The sequence below is a fragment of the Streptomyces sp. NBC_01716 genome (assembly GCF_036248275.1).
In the GTDB taxonomy this organism is placed as follows: domain Bacteria; phylum Actinomycetota; class Actinomycetes; order Streptomycetales; family Streptomycetaceae; genus Streptomyces.
In genome coordinates this window covers 5,766,693-5,783,322 of record NZ_CP109181.1, presented here as the reverse complement: position 1 = coordinate 5,783,322, position 16,630 = coordinate 5,766,693, and the positions used below count along the sequence as shown (strand labels likewise).

The following is a 16,630-nucleotide window of genomic DNA, read 5'->3' as shown; positions in this document are numbered from 1 at the left end:
CCCGGGTACGACAGCGGGACGGGCCTGTGGACAACTCCCCGTCGGGCAGGGCCCCGAGAAGGTCCGGACAGCTTCAGGGGCCCGGTCCCCAGGACCGGGCCCCGCGCGCTCCCCCCTCCGGACAAGGCTTCCCGATCCCCCCGGACCCGTCCCCGGAAGCCTTGATGCCATGTACGACCGCCGTCACCGCGAAAGGGTTGCACGATTGCGGGCGGTAATTTTTTCTGGCGTCAGAAATGACGACAGAAGATGACAGAAGTGACCATTTACCTATGAGATCGCCTTCGTCGCGACAGGGTGGCCTCCCTTACAGCGCATGCCTCACATACCGCTCCGCCACGTCGGCCAGCAGCTCCGCGCCGTCCCGCACCCACAGGGTGTCGTTGAAGAGTTCCACCTCGATCGGTCCGTCGTACCCGGCCGCGTCGACGCGTTCGCGCCAGGCCCCCAGATCGATCGCCCCGTCCCCGATCAGACCGCGGCCGTTCAGCACGCCGGCCGGCAACGGGGTGGTCCAGTCGGCCAGTTGGAAGGAGTGGATCCGGTCCGCCGCCCTGGCGATCGCCGCCGGGGCCCGGTCGTCCCACCACACGTGGTACGTGTCCACGACGACCCCGACCTGCTCGGCGGGGAAGCGTTCCGCGAGATCCAGCGCCTGATCGAGGGTGGAGACGACACAGCGGTCGGAGGCGTACATCGGATGCAGCGGCTCGATCGCCAGCCGTACGCCACGCTCCCCGGCGTACGGCGCCAGAACCTCCAGCGCGTCCGCGATCCGTTCCCGCGCGCCGTACAGATCGCGGCTGCCGGGCGGGAGCCCGCCCGACACCAGGACCAGGGTGTCGGTGCCCAGGGTCACGGCCTCGTCGATCGCCGCGCGGTTGTCGTCCAGGGCGTCCGCCCGTGCCGCGGGGGCGATGGCCGTGAGGAAGCCGCCGCGGCACAGGGTGGTGACGGCGAGACCGGCGTCGCGTACGAGCTTGGCGGCGGCATCCAGGCCGTAGGCCTGTACGGGCTCCCGCCACAGGCCGACACCCGGCACGCCGAGGCGTACGCACGCCTCGATGAGCTCGGGGAGGGTGAGCTGTTTGACCGTCATCTGGTTGATGCTGAAGCGGCTGAGGTCGCCCGGCGGTGTGCTCGCGATCGCGTCGGCGGCTGCCTCGGCCGGCTCGTCGATGTCCGTCACTGGTCCACTCCGTACACACCGAGCAGGGACTTCATCCGGGCTTCGGCCACCGTCGGGTCCGGGAACAGGCCCAGCCCGTCCGCCAGTTCGTAGGCCCGCGCGAGATGTGGCAGCGAACGGGCCGACTGGAGGCCCCCGACCATGGCGAAGTGGTCCTGGTGCCCGGCCAGCCAGGCGAGAAACACGACACCCGTCTTGTAGAAGCGCGTGGGCGCCTGGAAGAGATGACGGGACAACTCGACCGTCGGGTCGAGCAGTTCCCGGAAGCCCTTCGTGTAACCCGTGTCCAGGACGCGTACGGCTTCGGCGGCGACCGGCCCGAGCGGGTCGAAGATGCCCAGCAGCGCGTGGCTGAAGCCGCGTTCGTCGCCCGCGATCAGCTCGGGGTAGTTGAAGTCGTCGCCCGTGTAGCACCGCACGCCTTGCGGGAGCCGCCGGCGCAGCTCGACCTCACGGCGCGCGTCCAGCAGCGAGACCTTGATCCCGTCGACCTTGTCCGGGTGTTCGGAGATCACCTGGAGGAACGTCTCGGTGGCCGCGTCGAGATCCGCGCTGCCCCAGTAGCCCTCCAGCGCCGGATCGAACATCGGGCCCAGCCAGTGCAGCACGACGGGTTCGTCCGCCTGCCGCAGCAGATGGGCGTAGACGGCCAGATAGTCCTCGGGACCCCGTGCCGCGGCGGCGAGCGCACGTGAGGCCATGAGGATGGCCTGGGACCCGGTCTCCTCGACGAGCGCGAGCTGTTCCTCGTACGCCGCCCGCACCTCCTCCAAAGAATGTGCTCCCGGCGCCAGTTGGTCGGTGCCCACCCCGCACGCGATCCGGCCGCCGGTCGACCGCGCCTCCGCCGCCGAACGGCGGATCAGCTCGGCCGCTCCCGCCCAGTCCAGACCCATGCCGCGCTGCGCGGTGTCCATCGCCTCCGCGACCCCGAGCCCGTGCGACCACAGATGACGGCGGAAGGCGAGCGTGGTGTCCCAGTCGACGACGACCGGCGCTCCCGGGCTGCTGTCGGCGTACGGGTCGGCGACGACGTGCGCGGCGGAGAAGACCGTACGGGAGACGAGAGGGGCCGCGGCGGCGCCCTTGGTGGTGAAGGCGGCCGGTTCACGGCGCGGCTGGTACGTGCGCAGCCGGCCGTCCGCGTCCGGGAGCCGGAGTCCCTGCCCCGGCTTCCTTACGGAGGCCGGGGCGGGCTGCGTGGAGGGTGGGGTCCGGGTGGTCACAGCGAGAGCTCCGGCACGTCGAAGCGGCGTCCCTGCTCCGAGGACTTGAGCCCGAGTTCGGCGAGTTGTACACCGCGCGCGCCGGCGAGCAGGTCCCAGCGGTACGGCTCGCCGAGTGTGATGTGGCGCAGGAAGAGCTCCCACTGCGCCTTGAAGCCGTTGTCGAACTCGGTGTTGTCCGGGATCTCCTGCCACTGGTCACGGAAGGACTCGGTGGCGGCCAGGTCCGGGTTCCAGACGGGCTTGGGGGTGGCGCTCCGGTGCTGGACGCGGCAGCGGCGCAGTCCGGCGACCGCCGAGCCGTGGGTGCCGTCGACCTGGAACTCGACGAGCTCGTCCCGGTTGACGCGCACCGCCCAGGAGGAGTTGATCTGCGCGACGATGCCGCCCTCCAGCTCGAAGATCCCGTAGGCGGAGTCGTCGGCGGTGGCGGCGTAGGGCTTGCCCTGCTCGTCCCAGCGGCGCGGGATGTGCGTGGTGACGTGCGCCGACACGGAGTTGATCCGGCCGAACAGCTCGTGCAGGACGTACTCCCAGTGCGGGAACATGTCGACGGTGATGCCGCCGCCGTCCTCGGTCCGGTAGTTCCAGGACGGCCGCTGCGGCTCCTGCCAGTCGCCTTCGAAGACCCAGTAACCGAACTCGCCTCGTACGGAGAGGATCTGGCCGAAGAAGCCGCCGTCGATGAGGCGCTTCAGCTTCAGCAGGCCAGGAAGGAAGATCTTGTCCTGGACGACGCCGTGCTTGATGTCGGCGCTCTGGGCGAGGCGGGCCAGATCGAGGGCGCCTTCGAGGTCGGTGGCGGTGGGCTTCTCGGTATAGATGTGCTTCCCGGCGGCTACGGCTTTCTTGATGGCCTCGACCCGCGCGGAGGTGACCTGCGAGTCGAAGTAGATGTCGACGCTGTCGTCGGCGAGGACGGTGTCGAGGTCCGTGGACCACTCGGTGAGGCCGTGCCGTTCGGCGACCTCTCTGAGTGCGTGTTCACGGCGGCCGACGAGGACGGGCTCGGGCCAGAGCACGTCACCGTCGCCGAGGTCCAGTCCGCCCTCTTCGCGGATCGCGAGGATGGAACGCACCAGGTGCTGCCGGTACCCCATCCGCCCCGTGACGCCGTTCATGGCGATCCGCACTGTCCTGCGTGTCACGAAGTTCCCTCCATACGGCGGTAGCAAGCGCTTTCTATAAGGTATGAAGCTAGCCTGCCGAAAGCGACCGGACAAGAGTCCGGCGCCGATCCGCCGCGTCACCCACCTTCCGGAGGAACAGCCGATGACCGTCACCCTGGCCGATGTGGCTGCCCGCGCCCGGGTGTCGCCCGCCACGGTCTCCCGCGTACTGAACGGCAACTACCCGGTGGCCGCGTCCACCAGGGAGCGCGTGCTGCGGGCGGTTGACGAGCTTGACTATGTGCTCAACGGGCCGGCCAGCTCGCTCGCCGCAGCCACGTCCGACCTGGTCGGAATCCTGGTCAACGACATCGCCGACCCGTTCTTCGGGATCATGGCCGGGGCCGCGCAGACCGAGATCGGCGGTCAGGAGGGAAGCGGCCGGGCGGGCGGCGAGAAGCTCGCGGTCGTCTGCAACACGGGCGGCTCTCCGGAGCGGGAGCTGACCTATCTCACCCTTCTCCAGCGCCAGCGGGCCGCCGCCGTGATCCTCACGGGTGGCGCCCTCGAAGATCCGGGGCATATCGCGGCGATGTCGGCCAAGCTGACCAAGCTCGCCGACGCGGGAACGCATGTGGTGCTGTGCGGGCGCCCTCCGCTGCCGGGCAGCAGCGCGGTCCTCGCGTCGCTGGCGTTCGACAACCGGGGCGGCGGGCGGCGGCTCACCGAGCACCTGCTGGCGCTGGGACACCGCAGGATCGGATACGTCGCGGGGCCGGCGGAACGCACCACCACCAGGCACCGGCTGGAGGGCCACCGGTCGGCGCTGACCACCGCGGGAGTGACGGACGAGCAGGATGAGCTGACGGTGCACGGCCCCTACGACCGGCGCTCGGGCTACGAGGCGACGCTTGAGCTGCTGCGGCGCGCGCCGGACCTGACTGCGGTGGTCGCGGCGAACGACACGGTGGCTCTCGGCGCGTGTGCGGCGGTGCGCGACCAGGGGCTGCGCATTCCGCAGGACATCTCGGTGGCGGGCTTCGACGATCTGCCGTTCTCGGTCGACGCGGTACCGGCGCTGACGACGGTGCGGCTGCCCCTGCACGAGGCGGGGGCACGGGCCGGCCGGCTCGCGATGGGGACGGAGGCTCCGCCGCCGGGTGGGATCGCGACGATCGCCGCGGAATTGATGGCGCGGGCTTCGACGGCGCCGCCGCGGGGCTGAGGACGGGTACGGGGCTGAGGAAAACCGGGGCGGGGCCGGGCACGGGCGGGACGGGGCGGGACGAGCACGGGGCGGGTTCACCCGATCGAGTGTCTTGCCGATCTTGGCAACCCCGACGTACCGTTGACTCAGTCAAGAAAAATATCCGAGCGAAGGGTCGGGGGACCTCCATGAGCATTCAGGAGATTCGCGCGTTCAACCGCTTCTACACGAACCTCATCGGCGCGCTGAATTACAGCAAGCACCTCTACACGCCGTACACGCTGACCGAGTCGCGGCTGCTGTACGAGCTCGCGCACACGCCACGTACGGACGCGGCCGAGCTCCGTGCCGAACTGTCGCTGGACGCGGGCTATTTGAGCAGAATGCTCACCAAATTCGAGCGGGACGGACTGGTCGAGCGCACCCCGTCCGAGCAGGACGCGCGGCGGCAACGGGTCACGTTGACACCGCAGGGGCGCGGGACCGCCGCGCTGCTCGATGAACGTTCGCGCGAATCGGTCGGCACCCTGCTGGACCGGGTCGAGCCGGACCAGCGCCCGCGTCTCGTGGAGGCGCTGCGGACGGCCAGGGAGCTGCTGAGCGTCCACGAGGACACCGACGACGACCGGAAGGCCGGCCGGCGTGACGGGCCGGTGCTTCGCGAGCCGGCCCCCGGCGATCTGGGCTGGATCGTGCAGCGGCACGGCGCGGTGTACGCGGCGGAGTACGGGTGGGACAGCGCTTTCGAGGTGCTGGTCGCCAGGATCGTCGCCGACTTCGCGGCGGATCAGGACGAGCGGCTGGAGCGTGTGTGGATAGCTGAGCTCGACGGGCGTCCCGTGGGCTCGGTGATGTGTGTACGGGACGAGTCCCCGGGCACCGCGCGGCTGCGGCTCCTGCTCGTCGAGCCGGAGGCGCGGGGGCACGGGCTGGGCGAGAGGCTGATCGGCGCGGTCGTGGATTTCGCGCGCGAGGCGGGGTATCGGGAGGTGGTGCTGTGGACCAACGACAACCTGACCGCCGCCCGGAAGCTGTACGTGCGGGCGGGATTCACCCTCGTCGCCGAAGAACCGCACCGTTCTTACGGAGCGGATCTGGTCGGCCAGGACTGGCGGCTCCCGCTTGTCGACGAGTCGGCAGCAGGCCCTCTGTCGTGAAAGGAAAGACGGAATGAAATTCGCCTTCTCGACCCTCGGCGTCCCCGGTCTTCCGATCCCCGACGTCGTCGCCCTGGCCGATCGGACCGGGTACCAGGGTGTGGAGCTGCGCGCCCATCCGGAGGAGCCCGTGCATCCGGGCATCGGCGCGCGCGAACGGGCCGCCGTGGTCGATGAGTTCAAGCGTCACGGGGTCGAGATCCTGACGGTGGCGGGCTATGCGCGGGTGGCGGCGGAAGGGGGCGACGAGGAGGAGTTGAGCCGGGAGCTGGACGAACTCATCTGGCTGGCGCGCGACCTGGGCGCCTCGTACATACGTGTCTTCCCGGGCGGCGGCGACCAGGACCCCGATACCGCCGACGCCACGGCCGCCCGTCGGCTGGCCGCAGCGGCGCCCCTCGCCGCGGAGTCGGGGGTGCGGATCCTGCTGGAGACCCACGACTCCCATCGCACGGGCGCGGACGCGATGCGGGTGCTCGGTCTTGTCGGACACCAGCAGGTGGGTGCGCTCTGGGACGTGATGCACACCTGGCTCGGTGGTGAACGCCCCGTCACCAGCCATGCGTCGTTGTCGCCGCACCTCGGCTACGTACAGGTGAAGGACATCGCGTCGGCGGAGGACACCACGCCGTTGGCGCTGGGCGCGGGAGTGCTTCCGCTGGGTGAGTGCGTCGGCCTGTACGCCGGGGACGGGGACGACGGGTGGCTCTGCTGGGAGTACGAGAAGCGCTGGTACGCGGACGCGGCGGACCTCCCCGGCCTGCTCGTCGCCGGGCGCGAGCATCTGGAGGCGCTGCTGGCGCGGGGGCGCTGACGGAGGCCGGGAGGTCCGGGATCAGCGGTCAGGGCTGCTCGGGCCGGGGATGCGGGGGCTTGCGGGCCAGGAGGTAGGCGTGGGGGGTCGGCTCCTCGTCGTAGGGCTCGCGCAGGAGTTGGGCGGTCGCCCGGAAGCCTGCCTGGTCCAGCAGTTCGGTGATCCGGCCGGGGGACAGCCTGCGGAAGTCAAGGCAGACGCGGTGGCCGAACGCCTCGTCGTAGTGCCGGGGCTCGTCGCCCACCTGGAAGGCGAGGAGCAGCCGGCCGCCGGGGGCCAGGACCCGGTGGAACTGCGCGAAGACGTGGGGCAGTTGCTCCGGGACGATGTGGATGATCGAGTACCAGGCGACGAGGCCGGCGAGAGAGCCGTCCGGCAGGTCCAGGTCGGTCATCGACCCTTCATCGAACCGCAGCTCGGGGTAGGTCCGGCGGGCCATCGCAACCATCACCGGCGACAGGTCGATACCGGAGATGTCCAGGCCGAGCGTGCGCATATGGGCGCTCATCTGGCCGGGTCCGCTGCCCACCTCGACGACGGGACCGGCGCCGTCGGCCCGTACGTACTCGGCGAAGGTGCCGAGGATCGCGCGCCCCAGGGGGTCGGCCTCCGGATGGGACTTGCTGAGTTCGGCGTAGTCGGTGGCGATGGCGTCGTAGCCGGCTCGGGTGTCGCGGATGAAGGAGGGCTCGGGTGCGGTCATGGGCGAGGAGGTTAACCGGCCGCCCGCCGAACGCGGTTGAGGGGGGTGGGATTCCCTAGAGGTCAATACACTTAGCGCATCTTTTGAGCGAAATCAGCGGAATCTTCGCTTCCTGGGAACCTTCGGGGCCGCCCGAGCGTCCTCTTTCATGTGCTCCCGTCGGCATTCCGCAGCGCGGTGTCGGCCCTCGTACTCACTGGCTACGATCGCTGACTCCCCTCTCCAGGCCGCCTGCGGCCGGGCAGCACACCGCCACCGGTGCGCCCCCCTTGTCTGCGCCGGTGGCGGTTCCGTGCCTGCGGACTACTGACGGAGCGTCGGCATCCGCTCCAGGTCCTTCTTGTCGAGCTTCGAGTCGTACGCGGCCAGCGGCTTCGCCTTGGCGGCGTCCTGCTGTACGGCGGCCGGTGCGACGTCGGCCCAGTCGAGGATGCGGGCCGTGGCCTTCGCCTGTTCGTCGGCCACAAGACCGGCGACGTTGGCGCCGTGGTTGGCGCCCGGTGCGGTGAACACGTGGCTGTCACGCGCGCCGTGGCCGAGGCGGAAGCGTTCGGCGCCCCACGGGTCGTTCTCGCCGTAGACGAACATCATGCGGTTCGCGTGGTGGCGGACCCAGTTGTCGACGGACGGCATCTCCCAGGGGCGGAACTTCATGGGGATGTCGCGCGGGACGAAGTTCCGCGGCGGCTGGTAGCCGTAGCGGCTCAGGTTGCCCAGGTGGGGCAGCTTGACGGTGGGCGCGCCGAGTTCCGTGCCCGCCTGGTAGTAGTACGGCGTGTACGGGGTGAGGCCCTGGTCGGTGTAGAAGGAGAAGCCGGAGATCGCGTCGATGATGTTGTAGATCTCCTCGTCCGACGCGGTGGCCGGCGGGATGTCCGCGCAGTCGGCTTCCAGGCTGTACTGCCAGAAGGCCCAGACGAAGTCGAGCACCACAGCCTCGTACGCCTTGTCGAGCGTGCCGACGGTGGTGAACGTCGCGCCTTCCGCCTCGGCCCACTCCGCGTACCTCTTCTGCAGCGGCTCGCGCCTGACCAGCGCCTCGCGCTGCACGGCGTTGAGCTTGTCGCGGCACTCCTCGGTGCCGACCTGCTCGAAGAAGCGGTCGTAGGCGGAGTCTTCCTTGTTCACCACGTCGTTGGGCGCGACGTAGGCGACGACGCCGTCCATGTCCCGGGGGTGGAAGCGCTCGTAGTACGTGGCGGTCATGCCGCCCTTCGAGCCACCGGTGGCGAGCCACTTCTGCGGGTAGATGTTCTTCAGCGCGCCGAAGATCCGGTGCTGGTCGGCCGCGGCCTGCTCGTAGTCGAGCTTCGACCAGTCGGCCGGTTCGGGCCGGGACGGCGTGAAGAAGCGGTATTCGAGCGAGACCTGGTTGCCGTCGATGATGCGTGTCGGCTCACTGCGGCTCGGATTGGTGGACACGCCGTACCCGCTCGTGAAGAACACGGTGGGACGGCTGGTGTCCTTGTGCAGCAGCGTGAGGCGCTGCTTGAAGGTGCCCTTCGACGGCCGTTGGTGGTCGACCGGCTGGGTGTAGTTGAGGACGAAGTATCGGTAACCGGGGTACGGCTTCTCCTCGATCAGGCTCATCCCCGGGATGGCGAGGATCTGGTCCTTGATGTCGGGGGCCGCGGATCCCGCGTTCCCGTCCGCGGCCGTTGCCGCGCCGGCCGTGCCCAGCGTGCCGACGAGCAGCACGAGCGACAGCAGCCATCTCAGCGCCTTGCGCATTCACACTCCCTGTGTTCATGACAGACGCCCGCGAACCTAGCCGGGGAGGCACCCGCCCCGCCAGCCCCCACGAGCCGCTCGCACCCGGATGGCGCCTCCCGCACGCCGCGTTCGCGCCCCGGCCACGCGGACACGGAGAAGACGTGAACGAGTCGCGAGGAAGACACGGAGGAGGCGCGGAGGGAACGGAGGGAGCACGAAGGAGGCGCGAAGACAGCACGGAGAGAGCAAGGAGAGGGAGTGGAGAAACGTTCGGGATCGGAAACGGAAGCGCTCGTGGGCCCTTCGAAGCACAATTCCGAGCCCCTGCGGGAGTGGGCCCGCCCGCCTCCACCGACACTTAACACGGCTGACACAACAAGGGCATCGCCTTTCCTCCGCGTAACCGGCAGGGCGCCTCGCCGTGCCCGGAATACCGCCTCCCCACGCCCGCCCCGGGGGCCTTCGCTCCGGCGATTCGGCCGTTTATCAACCGGGCTCCCGGCGCCCCGAATTGGTCGCCCGGGGATCGTTTCCCCCCTCGCGGGGCCCGCTCTTCGGACGGAGCGCGGGACCCTCGCGGGGACCTCGACGGGCACGCGACCGCGTTCGCGACGGATCGGGGCCGACACCCTGCCGAGGTACCCAGTCGCGACGTTCCGGACATCACGGCACCGACCAGACTCATGGCGACCGCCAAAGGATGCTGTGATCTGCATCACATATTCCGGGCGTGTCGTACCCCCCTCGGACGCCCTCCGAGGGGGCGGAAAACTGAAGCTGGGAGACCGTACGGGCACCCCCCGGACCGACCGGTGACGGGTCGACAGCACAGGGCGATCACATCGCGCCCTGTTCACCTCCCCCACCGGACCGTTTGAACATACGAAGTGGAGGCGAGGTGGAGGGGTGTCATGGCCGCGGGTGGCCGGAGCATCGCCCACCTCGCACACGGGGGAGAAAACTCCCGCGTCACAAGCCGACGGACCGGATTACCACCCCGGTCCGATGACTGGAACGGGGGAAGGAATTGACTGACGCGTAGACCGGAAATCCATACTTCTCGGACCACGCTCGAACGAACCGGAGACAGCAGCTCTTCCGGCGGCAGCACACGGAACGAGCTTCTTGTTTCAGGCCGTCGAGCACCTCGGAATCCGGCGCCTCACCGCCGGACAACCGTGAGGTTGATACAGGTGAATCCACGAAGTGTCCTCAGAGCCCCCCACCTCGGACTGGAAAATGATCACTTGAGAATCCTTCAACTTGTCTCGCAGGGCTGCACCATGGCGCAGGTCGCGCGCAGGATGGGAATGAGCGACCGCACACTGCGCCGAAAACTGCGGACGATATGCGAACGGGTCGACGTCGAAACGCCGATCGAAGCGGTTGTGTGGGCCGTACGGCGAAGAATCGTCTGAGCCCGGTCGAATCCACGACCCGACGCCCGTAAAGCGAGCACCACGCGGTGGCGCGGAACGTATCGCTCACCGCACGCGCACGGGTGACGAGAATGCGGAATTCTCGGTTCGGACATATGGGCCCCCGAGCGGCGGCGTCGAGTGACGGTTAGCGGAGGAACCGTCACCGACCGCCGTTCGTCGGCCCGAACGTCGCGTCGCCTCCCACGTGGGTACGGTTTTCCCTGCTGACCCGCGTGGAGGCGGCCAGGCGACCGCGCCCCGGCGGCCACAGACCTGCCACGGACCCGCCACGGACCCGCCGCATCCGGCCCCACCCGGCCTCGCCCCGCCCCGCCGCGCGTTCGGACGGCCTCGGGCGGCCCCCGAGCGGCCCGGCAGTCCGGGACGTTACCCATCGAGCCACGCCCCGGCCGAGGGTGGCCGATGGCGGTCAATTCGTTGTCCGCCGACGGCGTCCCGCGATAGAAAACGGCTGTGGCAGGCGAAAAGATTCAATACCCGCAGGGCCGGTCTTCCGCGTCGGCTGTCGACAGTCCCGTGGACACATCGGTCGAACAGCTCCTCGTCCAGCTCGACTTGGGTTCACTCAACGCCTCGGAGGTCTTCTCCTATCCCGGCCGCAACGACAACTGGTCGGGCGTGACCGACACCGGCGAAGCCGTATTCGTGAAGCGCCTCAAAGGGAATCCCAAGGAATCCCTGAAGCGCTACCAGCGGCTCATGTCATTCGAACGCCTGATGAATCGCGGCCAATCCCCCTTCCCCCGCCCGCAATTCCTGGGCGGCGACGAGGAAGGGCGCCTGCTGGTCTTCGGCATGCTCGACGACATCCGGTCGGGCAGCGAGCTCGCCGCGGAGGACGAGTTCACCGAGGCGACGTCCGCCGAGGCCGGCCGCACGGTGGCCGCCCTGCACCAACTGCCGTTCCTGCCGGAGGACTTCCCCGAGCCGGACCCGCACCCGTACCCGCCCGTCGAGGACCTGCGGTCGCTGCCGCTGGAGCACTACGTCAACGCCACCGGCGCGTTCATCCAGGGCTGGGGGCTGCTGCAGCGCGACGCGGCGCTGCTCGACGGGCTCGAACGGCTCCGGGCGACCGAGGCCGAAGCCGCGCGCGTGCCGATCCACGGCGATCTGAGGCTGGATCAGTTCCTGGCCACGGAGAGCGCGTTGTACGTCAACGACTGGGAAGAGTTTCGGCTTGGTGACCCGGCGCGTGACGTCGGGGCATACGTCGGCGAATGGCTCCACCGGGCGGTACTGCGGATTCCCTCGCAGGAGACGGAGGACGCGTTCTCGGCGACGCTCACCCACGAGGAGGTCGTGGCGCGCGGCAGCGAGGAGCTGACCCGCGTACTGCCGCTGATCGCCGCGTTCCACCGCGGCTACCGCGAGGGCGGCGGCCCCGGCGACGAAGGACTCGTCGTACGGGCCACGTCCTACGCCGGATGGCATCTGATCGACCGGCTGATCGCCTCGACCAAGGAGAACGGCCGCCTGTCGGCCATCGTCCGGGCTGCGGCGGGAATCGGCCGGACCGCGCTGCTTGATCCGCGGAGCTTCGTCTCCACGGTGGGACTCGGGGAGGCCGCATGAGCACGGCTACGAACACGGGCACAGGCACAGGCACAGACCTCGCGCACCCGACAGACCCCACGCCACCGCCCCTCTCCGCCGGACTCCGGAACGCGCTCGACACCGTCCGGATCGCCGCGGACGGCAGGACCGCCTGGGTCGGCGACGACGAGGTCACCGCCGAGTCCCCGTCAGCGATGCGCTTCACGCTCGCCCGTGCCCTCTACGAGGTGCTGCACACCGGCCGCGGCATACGCGACCGCAAGGCGCCCAAGACCCTGCGCGCACCGGAGTACGAGACCCGGATCGCCGAGGCGACCCCCCACCCGGCGACCGTCGCGCCCGCCATCCTCACGGACCGGCGCACGGCCGCCGGCCGGCGCGTGGTGGAGATCGACGGTCTGCGCCTGAACGTCCCCGACTCCGTGACGCTGCGGGAGACCGGCCGTACGGTCGGCGACCCGGCCCGCCCCGTGGTCCTGATGGTCCTCCCCTCCGCCCGCCCGCTGATCTCACCGGGCTTCTTTCTGGTGGACAGTGGCAAGGGCCGTACGGGCGGGGGCGATCTGCTGCGCATGTATCTGCGCGTGGCCGACGCCGAACAGGCCCCCGCCCTGTGGCACGCCGTACTGGGCACGCTGGAGAGCCGGTCGGTGATCTACCGGGCGAAGATCATCTCGAACCCGGCCAGCCTGCCGCGCAACGACGGCATGGTGGTCTATCTGAGTTCCGAATCGTGGGGCGTGGTCGGCGCGTTGACCGAGAGCGCCCTCGCCACCGGGCTGCCCGATGGCCCGCCTCCCGCGTTCGCGCATGTCGTGGCCCCGGGCGTGACGGCCGCCTGGGAGCCGAAGGACGACCGCACCGGCATGCGCGGACTCAGCTTCGGCGAGCACCGTTCGCATGTGGTGGCCCGCGCCTTCGTGGCCGCCGCCGAGCAGGGGCGCGAGCGCCCGGCCGCCGCCGAACTCTCGGCGGCGTGCGCCGCGGCGAACGTCGACCCCGCCGACCCCGCCCGGAACCTCGACTCGGCGCCCTGGCCCTGGACGACCGCGGCCGCCGCCGCGCCCTGAACCGTCGGCCGTGCGACCGAAAGTGACCGGATGCAACCGCAAGCTTGAGGAGAACCACCACCATGGCCAAGGCAGAGCCACGTCCGGCCGGCACCGACGAACTGCGCGTCTTCGCCCAGCTCCTGGAGGGCCGGAAGACCGCCGTCGCCGGTGCGGTGGTGATGAGCATGCTCTCCGCCGTCGCCACGCTCATGCTTCCCCTCCAGGTCCGCGACCTGGTGATCGCCCTCGGCCAGGACGAACGTCCCATCCGGCCGATGCTCGCGATGGCCGGTCTCGCGCTCGGCGCCGGCCTCGCCTCCGCGATCGGCTCCTTCCTGCTCGCCCGCGCCGGTGAGGCCCTGGTCTCCGAGGCCCGGTTCCGGATCGCCGCGCACATCCTGACCCTTCCCCTTCGGCGCGTACGACGCGAAGGCGCCGGCAATCTGGTCGCCCGCGCCAGCTCCGACAGCTCGCAGCTGCGCTCCGTGGTGGATGTCGGCGTGGCGCAGATCCCCTCGTCCCTCTTCCTGGCCATCGGCACGCTGATCGCCATGGGCCTGCTGGACTGGGTCCTGCTCCTGGTCGTCCTGGCCACCTTCACCGTCGCCGGACTCGGCATCTTCGCCTGCGTACGGGCGATCCGCAGCGGTGTGGAGAGGCAGCAGAACGCCATCGGCACCATGTCCCAGCAGATGACGGCGGCGGTGCTGTCGCTGCCCACCGTCAAGGCGTTCCTGGCCGAGCGCCAGGTGGCTTCCTCGCTGGGGCACAGCGTGGACGACGCGCGCAAGGCCGCCGTGTCCGTCGCACGGGTGAGCGCGCTGGTCGGTCCCACGATGCAGTTCGGCCAGCAGCTCTCGATCGTCGCGGTGATGGTCGTCAGCGGGGCGCGGCTCGCCTCCGGGGATCTGAACATCGGCGAGTTCGCCGCCTTCATCGTCTATCTGCTCCAACTGGTCTCGCCGCTCACCCTGTTGGTCTCGGGCTTCGCCCGTATGCAGTCCGGACTTGCCGCGCGTGGCCGGCTGAACAGCGTCCTCATGATCCCGTCGGAGGACCCCGGAGCCACCGCCGAGATCGAGCCGTCCGCCACCGCGCCGGCCGTGGAGTTCGACCAGGTCACCTATGTCGACGGCGAGCGCACGATCATCCACGGAGCGGACTTCGCGGCCCCCGCGCGCGGGCTGACCGCCATCGTCGGCCCGTCCGGCGCCGGCAAGACGACGCTGCTCGGCCTCACCGAACGCTTCCTGCTGCCGGATTCGGGCCGGATCTCAATCTGCGGGTTCCCGGTCGAGCAGTGGCCGCTGCACCAACTGCGCGGCCAGATCAGCTACGTCGACCAGAGCTTCACCCTCGTCGAGGGCACGGTTCGCCAGAACCTCCAGCTCGGCCAGGACACCGACGTACCGGACACGGAGCTGTGGCGGGCGCTTGAGACGCTCGGGCTGCGCGCGGCCGTGGAGGCGCTGCCGGACGGTCTCGACACCGAACTGGGCCGCGCCGAGGACCTGTCGGGCGGTCAGCGGCAGCGGCTGGCGGCAGCCCGCGTACTGCTCCGGGAGACCCGCGTCGTCCTGTTCGACGAGCCGACGTCCCAGCTCGACAGCGAGAACGAGGAGCGGCTGCGGGCGCTGATGCGTGAACTCGCCGCCGAACGCGCGGTGATCGCCGTCGCGCACCGCATCTCGACCGTGCAGGACGCCGATCTGATCGTGGTCGTGGACGAGGGACACATCGTCGACCGGGGTACGCACGAGGAGTTGCTCACACGCTCAGCGCTCTACCAGGAGCTGGTGCACGGCCAGACGCTGCGCGGCGGCGGCGCCGGCGAAGACACGAAACCAGAGGCCACCACGACTGTCATGGCTCCCCCCATGGACCCGGCGCCGGCGCCGGAAACCGCCTCCGCTCCCGAGCCCGCGCCCGTGGCGGGTTCGGGGGCGGGAGCGGCGGCCCGGTGACCGCCGGCGCGGGTGTGCCCGAACCGGTCGGTGTCCGGCGGCTGTTGGTCGTCGGTACGGGTTCGGTGACAGCAGCCCATCTGCCGTTCTGGGCCAGCTGGCTGAAGATGGGACAGCCCGACGTGGAGGTGCGGTACGTCCTTACGGGGGCGGCCACCCGGTTCGTCACCCACGAGGCGCTGGTCGCCATCGGTGGCTGCGACGTGCTGGCCGACCGCTGGCCGGACGAGCCCGAACCGCGCGCCCGCCATGTGGATCTCGCGCAGTGGCCCGACGCCGTCGTGGTCCTGCCAGCGACGCTCAACTACCTGGCCCGGCTGGCGCTCGGCCTCGGTGACTCGCCGTCGGTCCTCGCGCTCCAGTGCACCGAGGCCGCGATCGCGCTGGCGCCCGCGCTGCCGCCCGGCGGGGCGCAGAGCGCGGCGTACGCGGAACACTCCGCCAAGCTCGCCGGACGCCGCAACGTGGTCGTCGTCCCGCCCCATCCCGGCCGCAGTACGACCAGTGGCCGGCGGGAGGCGTGGGCGCCCGCTTCGTTCCCCGAAGTGCTGGGGGCCGCCGACCGGTTGAGGGCGGAGCTGGCATTGACGGCGGAGCAGGAACACGCATCAGCGGAAGAGCGGAAACAGAGGGAGAGAGCATGACCACCGAAGCACCCCAGCAGACCGAGAACCGTACGAACGGCTCCACGGCCTCCCAGAACGGCAACGGCAGCGCTTCCTCCGGCAGCAGCGCGTACGGCGAGGCGCTGGCCGACGTCTACGACTCGCTCTACCCCACCTCCGGCCCGGCCATCGACTCCATGATCACCTTCCTTGACGAGCTGCGCCCCGCACCCGCCTCGCTCCTCGAACTCGGCGTCGGTACGGGCCGGCTGGCCATCCCGCTGGCGAAGCACGGCTACCGGGTGCACGGCGTGGACGCCTCCCCCGCCATGCTGGCGAAGCTCCACGGGAACGACCCCACGGGCGGCATCACCAGCTCGGTCGCCGACTTCAGCGCGCTTCAGGTGGAGGAGCGGTACGACGTCGTCCTCACCGCGCTCAACACCTTCTTCATGCTGCCGACGCAGGAGTTGCAGATCAGCTGTCTGCGGGGCATCCACGACGCCCTCGCGGACGGCGGGGTCGCCGTCTTCGAGACGTACAACCCGGAGAACTACCACCGGCTCTCCGAGGCGACGACCCAGATCGGTCATCTGGCCGCGGACGCACTGCTGTTGGACACGATCCAGGTCAACCGGGAGCTCCAGTCCGCCCTCGTCGTCCACACGATCCTGGGCCCCGGCGGGCTGCGGAAGGTGCCGGAGGTCAGCCGGTACGCGTGGCCGGCTGAGTTCGACGTGATGGCCAGGCTCGCGGGGCTGCGGGTCACCGGCCGCTGGGCGGGCTGGGACCGGAGCCCGCTGTCGGAGCTGACGGAGAAGCACATCGTCGCGGTAGAGCGTCAGGACGCATGACATCCTTGACGGAGTGATGTGTTAACGCAATACTTCAG

Annotated in this window: 13 protein-coding genes; 8 read left to right on the top strand and 5 right to left on the bottom strand. The window is 70.1% G+C overall.

Features of this window, described 5'->3' with window-relative positions:
• Positions 1-307: 307 nt before the first annotated feature.
• The 3 genes from OIE74_RS25545 to OIE74_RS25535 form a co-directional block, all read right to left on the bottom strand.
• Positions 308-1,099 carry a sugar phosphate isomerase/epimerase family protein gene (locus tag OIE74_RS25545; protein WP_329392439.1) on the bottom strand — a complete coding sequence of 264 codons (792 nt, stop codon included), beginning with the start codon at positions 1,097-1,099 and terminating at the stop codon, positions 308-310.
• 86 nt (positions 1,100-1,185) lie between these two features.
• Positions 1,186-2,415 carry a dihydrodipicolinate synthase family protein gene (locus tag OIE74_RS25540; protein WP_329387481.1) on the bottom strand — a complete coding sequence of 410 codons (1,230 nt, stop codon included), beginning with the start codon at positions 2,413-2,415 and terminating at the stop codon, positions 1,186-1,188.
• On the bottom strand, positions 2,412-3,563 hold the full coding sequence (locus OIE74_RS25535; RefSeq protein ID WP_329387479.1) for a Gfo/Idh/MocA family protein: 1,152 nt from the start codon (positions 3,561-3,563) through the stop codon (positions 2,412-2,414). The genes OIE74_RS25540 and OIE74_RS25535 overlap by 4 nt, the downstream gene beginning before the upstream one ends.
• A gap of 124 nt (positions 3,564-3,687) precedes the next feature.
• Between OIE74_RS25535 and OIE74_RS25530 the strand changes: the two genes are divergently transcribed.
• The 3 genes from OIE74_RS25530 to OIE74_RS25520 all read left to right on the top strand — a co-directional run bounded on the left by OIE74_RS25530 (position 3,688) and on the right by OIE74_RS25520 (position 6,702).
• Complete coding sequence (locus tag OIE74_RS25530) at positions 3,688-4,749, top strand: LacI family DNA-binding transcriptional regulator (protein WP_329387477.1); 1,062 nt, start codon at positions 3,688-3,690, stop codon at positions 4,747-4,749.
• A 170-nt stretch (positions 4,750-4,919) separates the two neighbouring features.
• The gene (locus OIE74_RS25525) at positions 4,920-5,888 is read left to right on the top strand and encodes a bifunctional helix-turn-helix transcriptional regulator/GNAT family N-acetyltransferase (RefSeq protein WP_329387474.1); all 969 of its coding nucleotides are present in this window, start codon (positions 4,920-4,922) and stop codon (positions 5,886-5,888) included.
• A gap of 13 nt (positions 5,889-5,901) precedes the next feature.
• The gene (locus OIE74_RS25520; RefSeq protein ID WP_329387472.1) at positions 5,902-6,702 is read left to right on the top strand and encodes a sugar phosphate isomerase/epimerase family protein; all 801 of its coding nucleotides are present in this window, start codon (positions 5,902-5,904) and stop codon (positions 6,700-6,702) included.
• A gap of 28 nt (positions 6,703-6,730) precedes the next feature.
• Here the strand turns inward: OIE74_RS25520 and OIE74_RS25515 are convergent, their stop codons facing one another.
• Both OIE74_RS25515 and OIE74_RS25510 read right to left on the bottom strand, forming a co-directional pair.
• Positions 6,731-7,405, bottom strand: coding sequence for a class I SAM-dependent DNA methyltransferase (locus OIE74_RS25515; protein ID WP_329387469.1), 675 nt, complete (start codon positions 7,403-7,405; stop codon positions 6,731-6,733).
• A 303-nt stretch (positions 7,406-7,708) separates the two neighbouring features.
• Entirely contained in the window at positions 7,709-9,136 is a 1,428-nt protein-coding gene (locus OIE74_RS25510; protein WP_329387467.1) for a S28 family serine protease, read from the bottom strand.
• Positions 9,137-11,076: 1,940 nt separating this feature from the next.
• Between OIE74_RS25510 and lxmK the strand changes: the two genes are divergently transcribed.
• The 5 genes from lxmK to OIE74_RS25480 all read left to right on the top strand — a co-directional run bounded on the left by lxmK (position 11,077) and on the right by OIE74_RS25480 (position 16,592).
• Positions 11,077-12,135 carry a class V lanthionine synthetase subunit LxmK gene (gene lxmK / locus OIE74_RS25500; RefSeq protein ID WP_329387460.1) on the top strand — a complete coding sequence of 353 codons (1,059 nt, stop codon included), beginning with the start codon at positions 11,077-11,079 and terminating at the stop codon, positions 12,133-12,135.
• A complete protein-coding gene (locus OIE74_RS25495) occupies positions 12,132-13,187 on the top strand; it encodes a T3SS effector HopA1 family protein (RefSeq protein ID WP_329387458.1) in 1,056 nt (351 codons plus the stop codon). The genes lxmK and OIE74_RS25495 overlap by 4 nt, the downstream gene beginning before the upstream one ends.
• 62 nt (positions 13,188-13,249) lie before the next feature.
• Positions 13,250-15,133 carry an ABC transporter ATP-binding protein gene (locus OIE74_RS25490; RefSeq protein WP_329387456.1) on the top strand — a complete coding sequence of 628 codons (1,884 nt, stop codon included), beginning with the start codon at positions 13,250-13,252 and terminating at the stop codon, positions 15,131-15,133.
• Positions 15,130-15,777: a flavoprotein gene (locus OIE74_RS25485; RefSeq protein WP_329387454.1), complete on the top strand. Its 648-nt coding sequence runs from the start codon at positions 15,130-15,132 to the stop codon at positions 15,775-15,777. The genes OIE74_RS25490 and OIE74_RS25485 overlap by 4 nt, the downstream gene beginning before the upstream one ends.
• Positions 15,774-16,592, top strand: a complete 819-nt coding sequence (locus OIE74_RS25480; RefSeq protein ID WP_329387452.1) for a class I SAM-dependent methyltransferase — start codon at positions 15,774-15,776, stop codon at positions 16,590-16,592. Before OIE74_RS25485 ends, OIE74_RS25480 begins: the two co-directional genes overlap by 4 nt.
• Positions 16,593-16,630 lie beyond the last annotated feature (38 nt).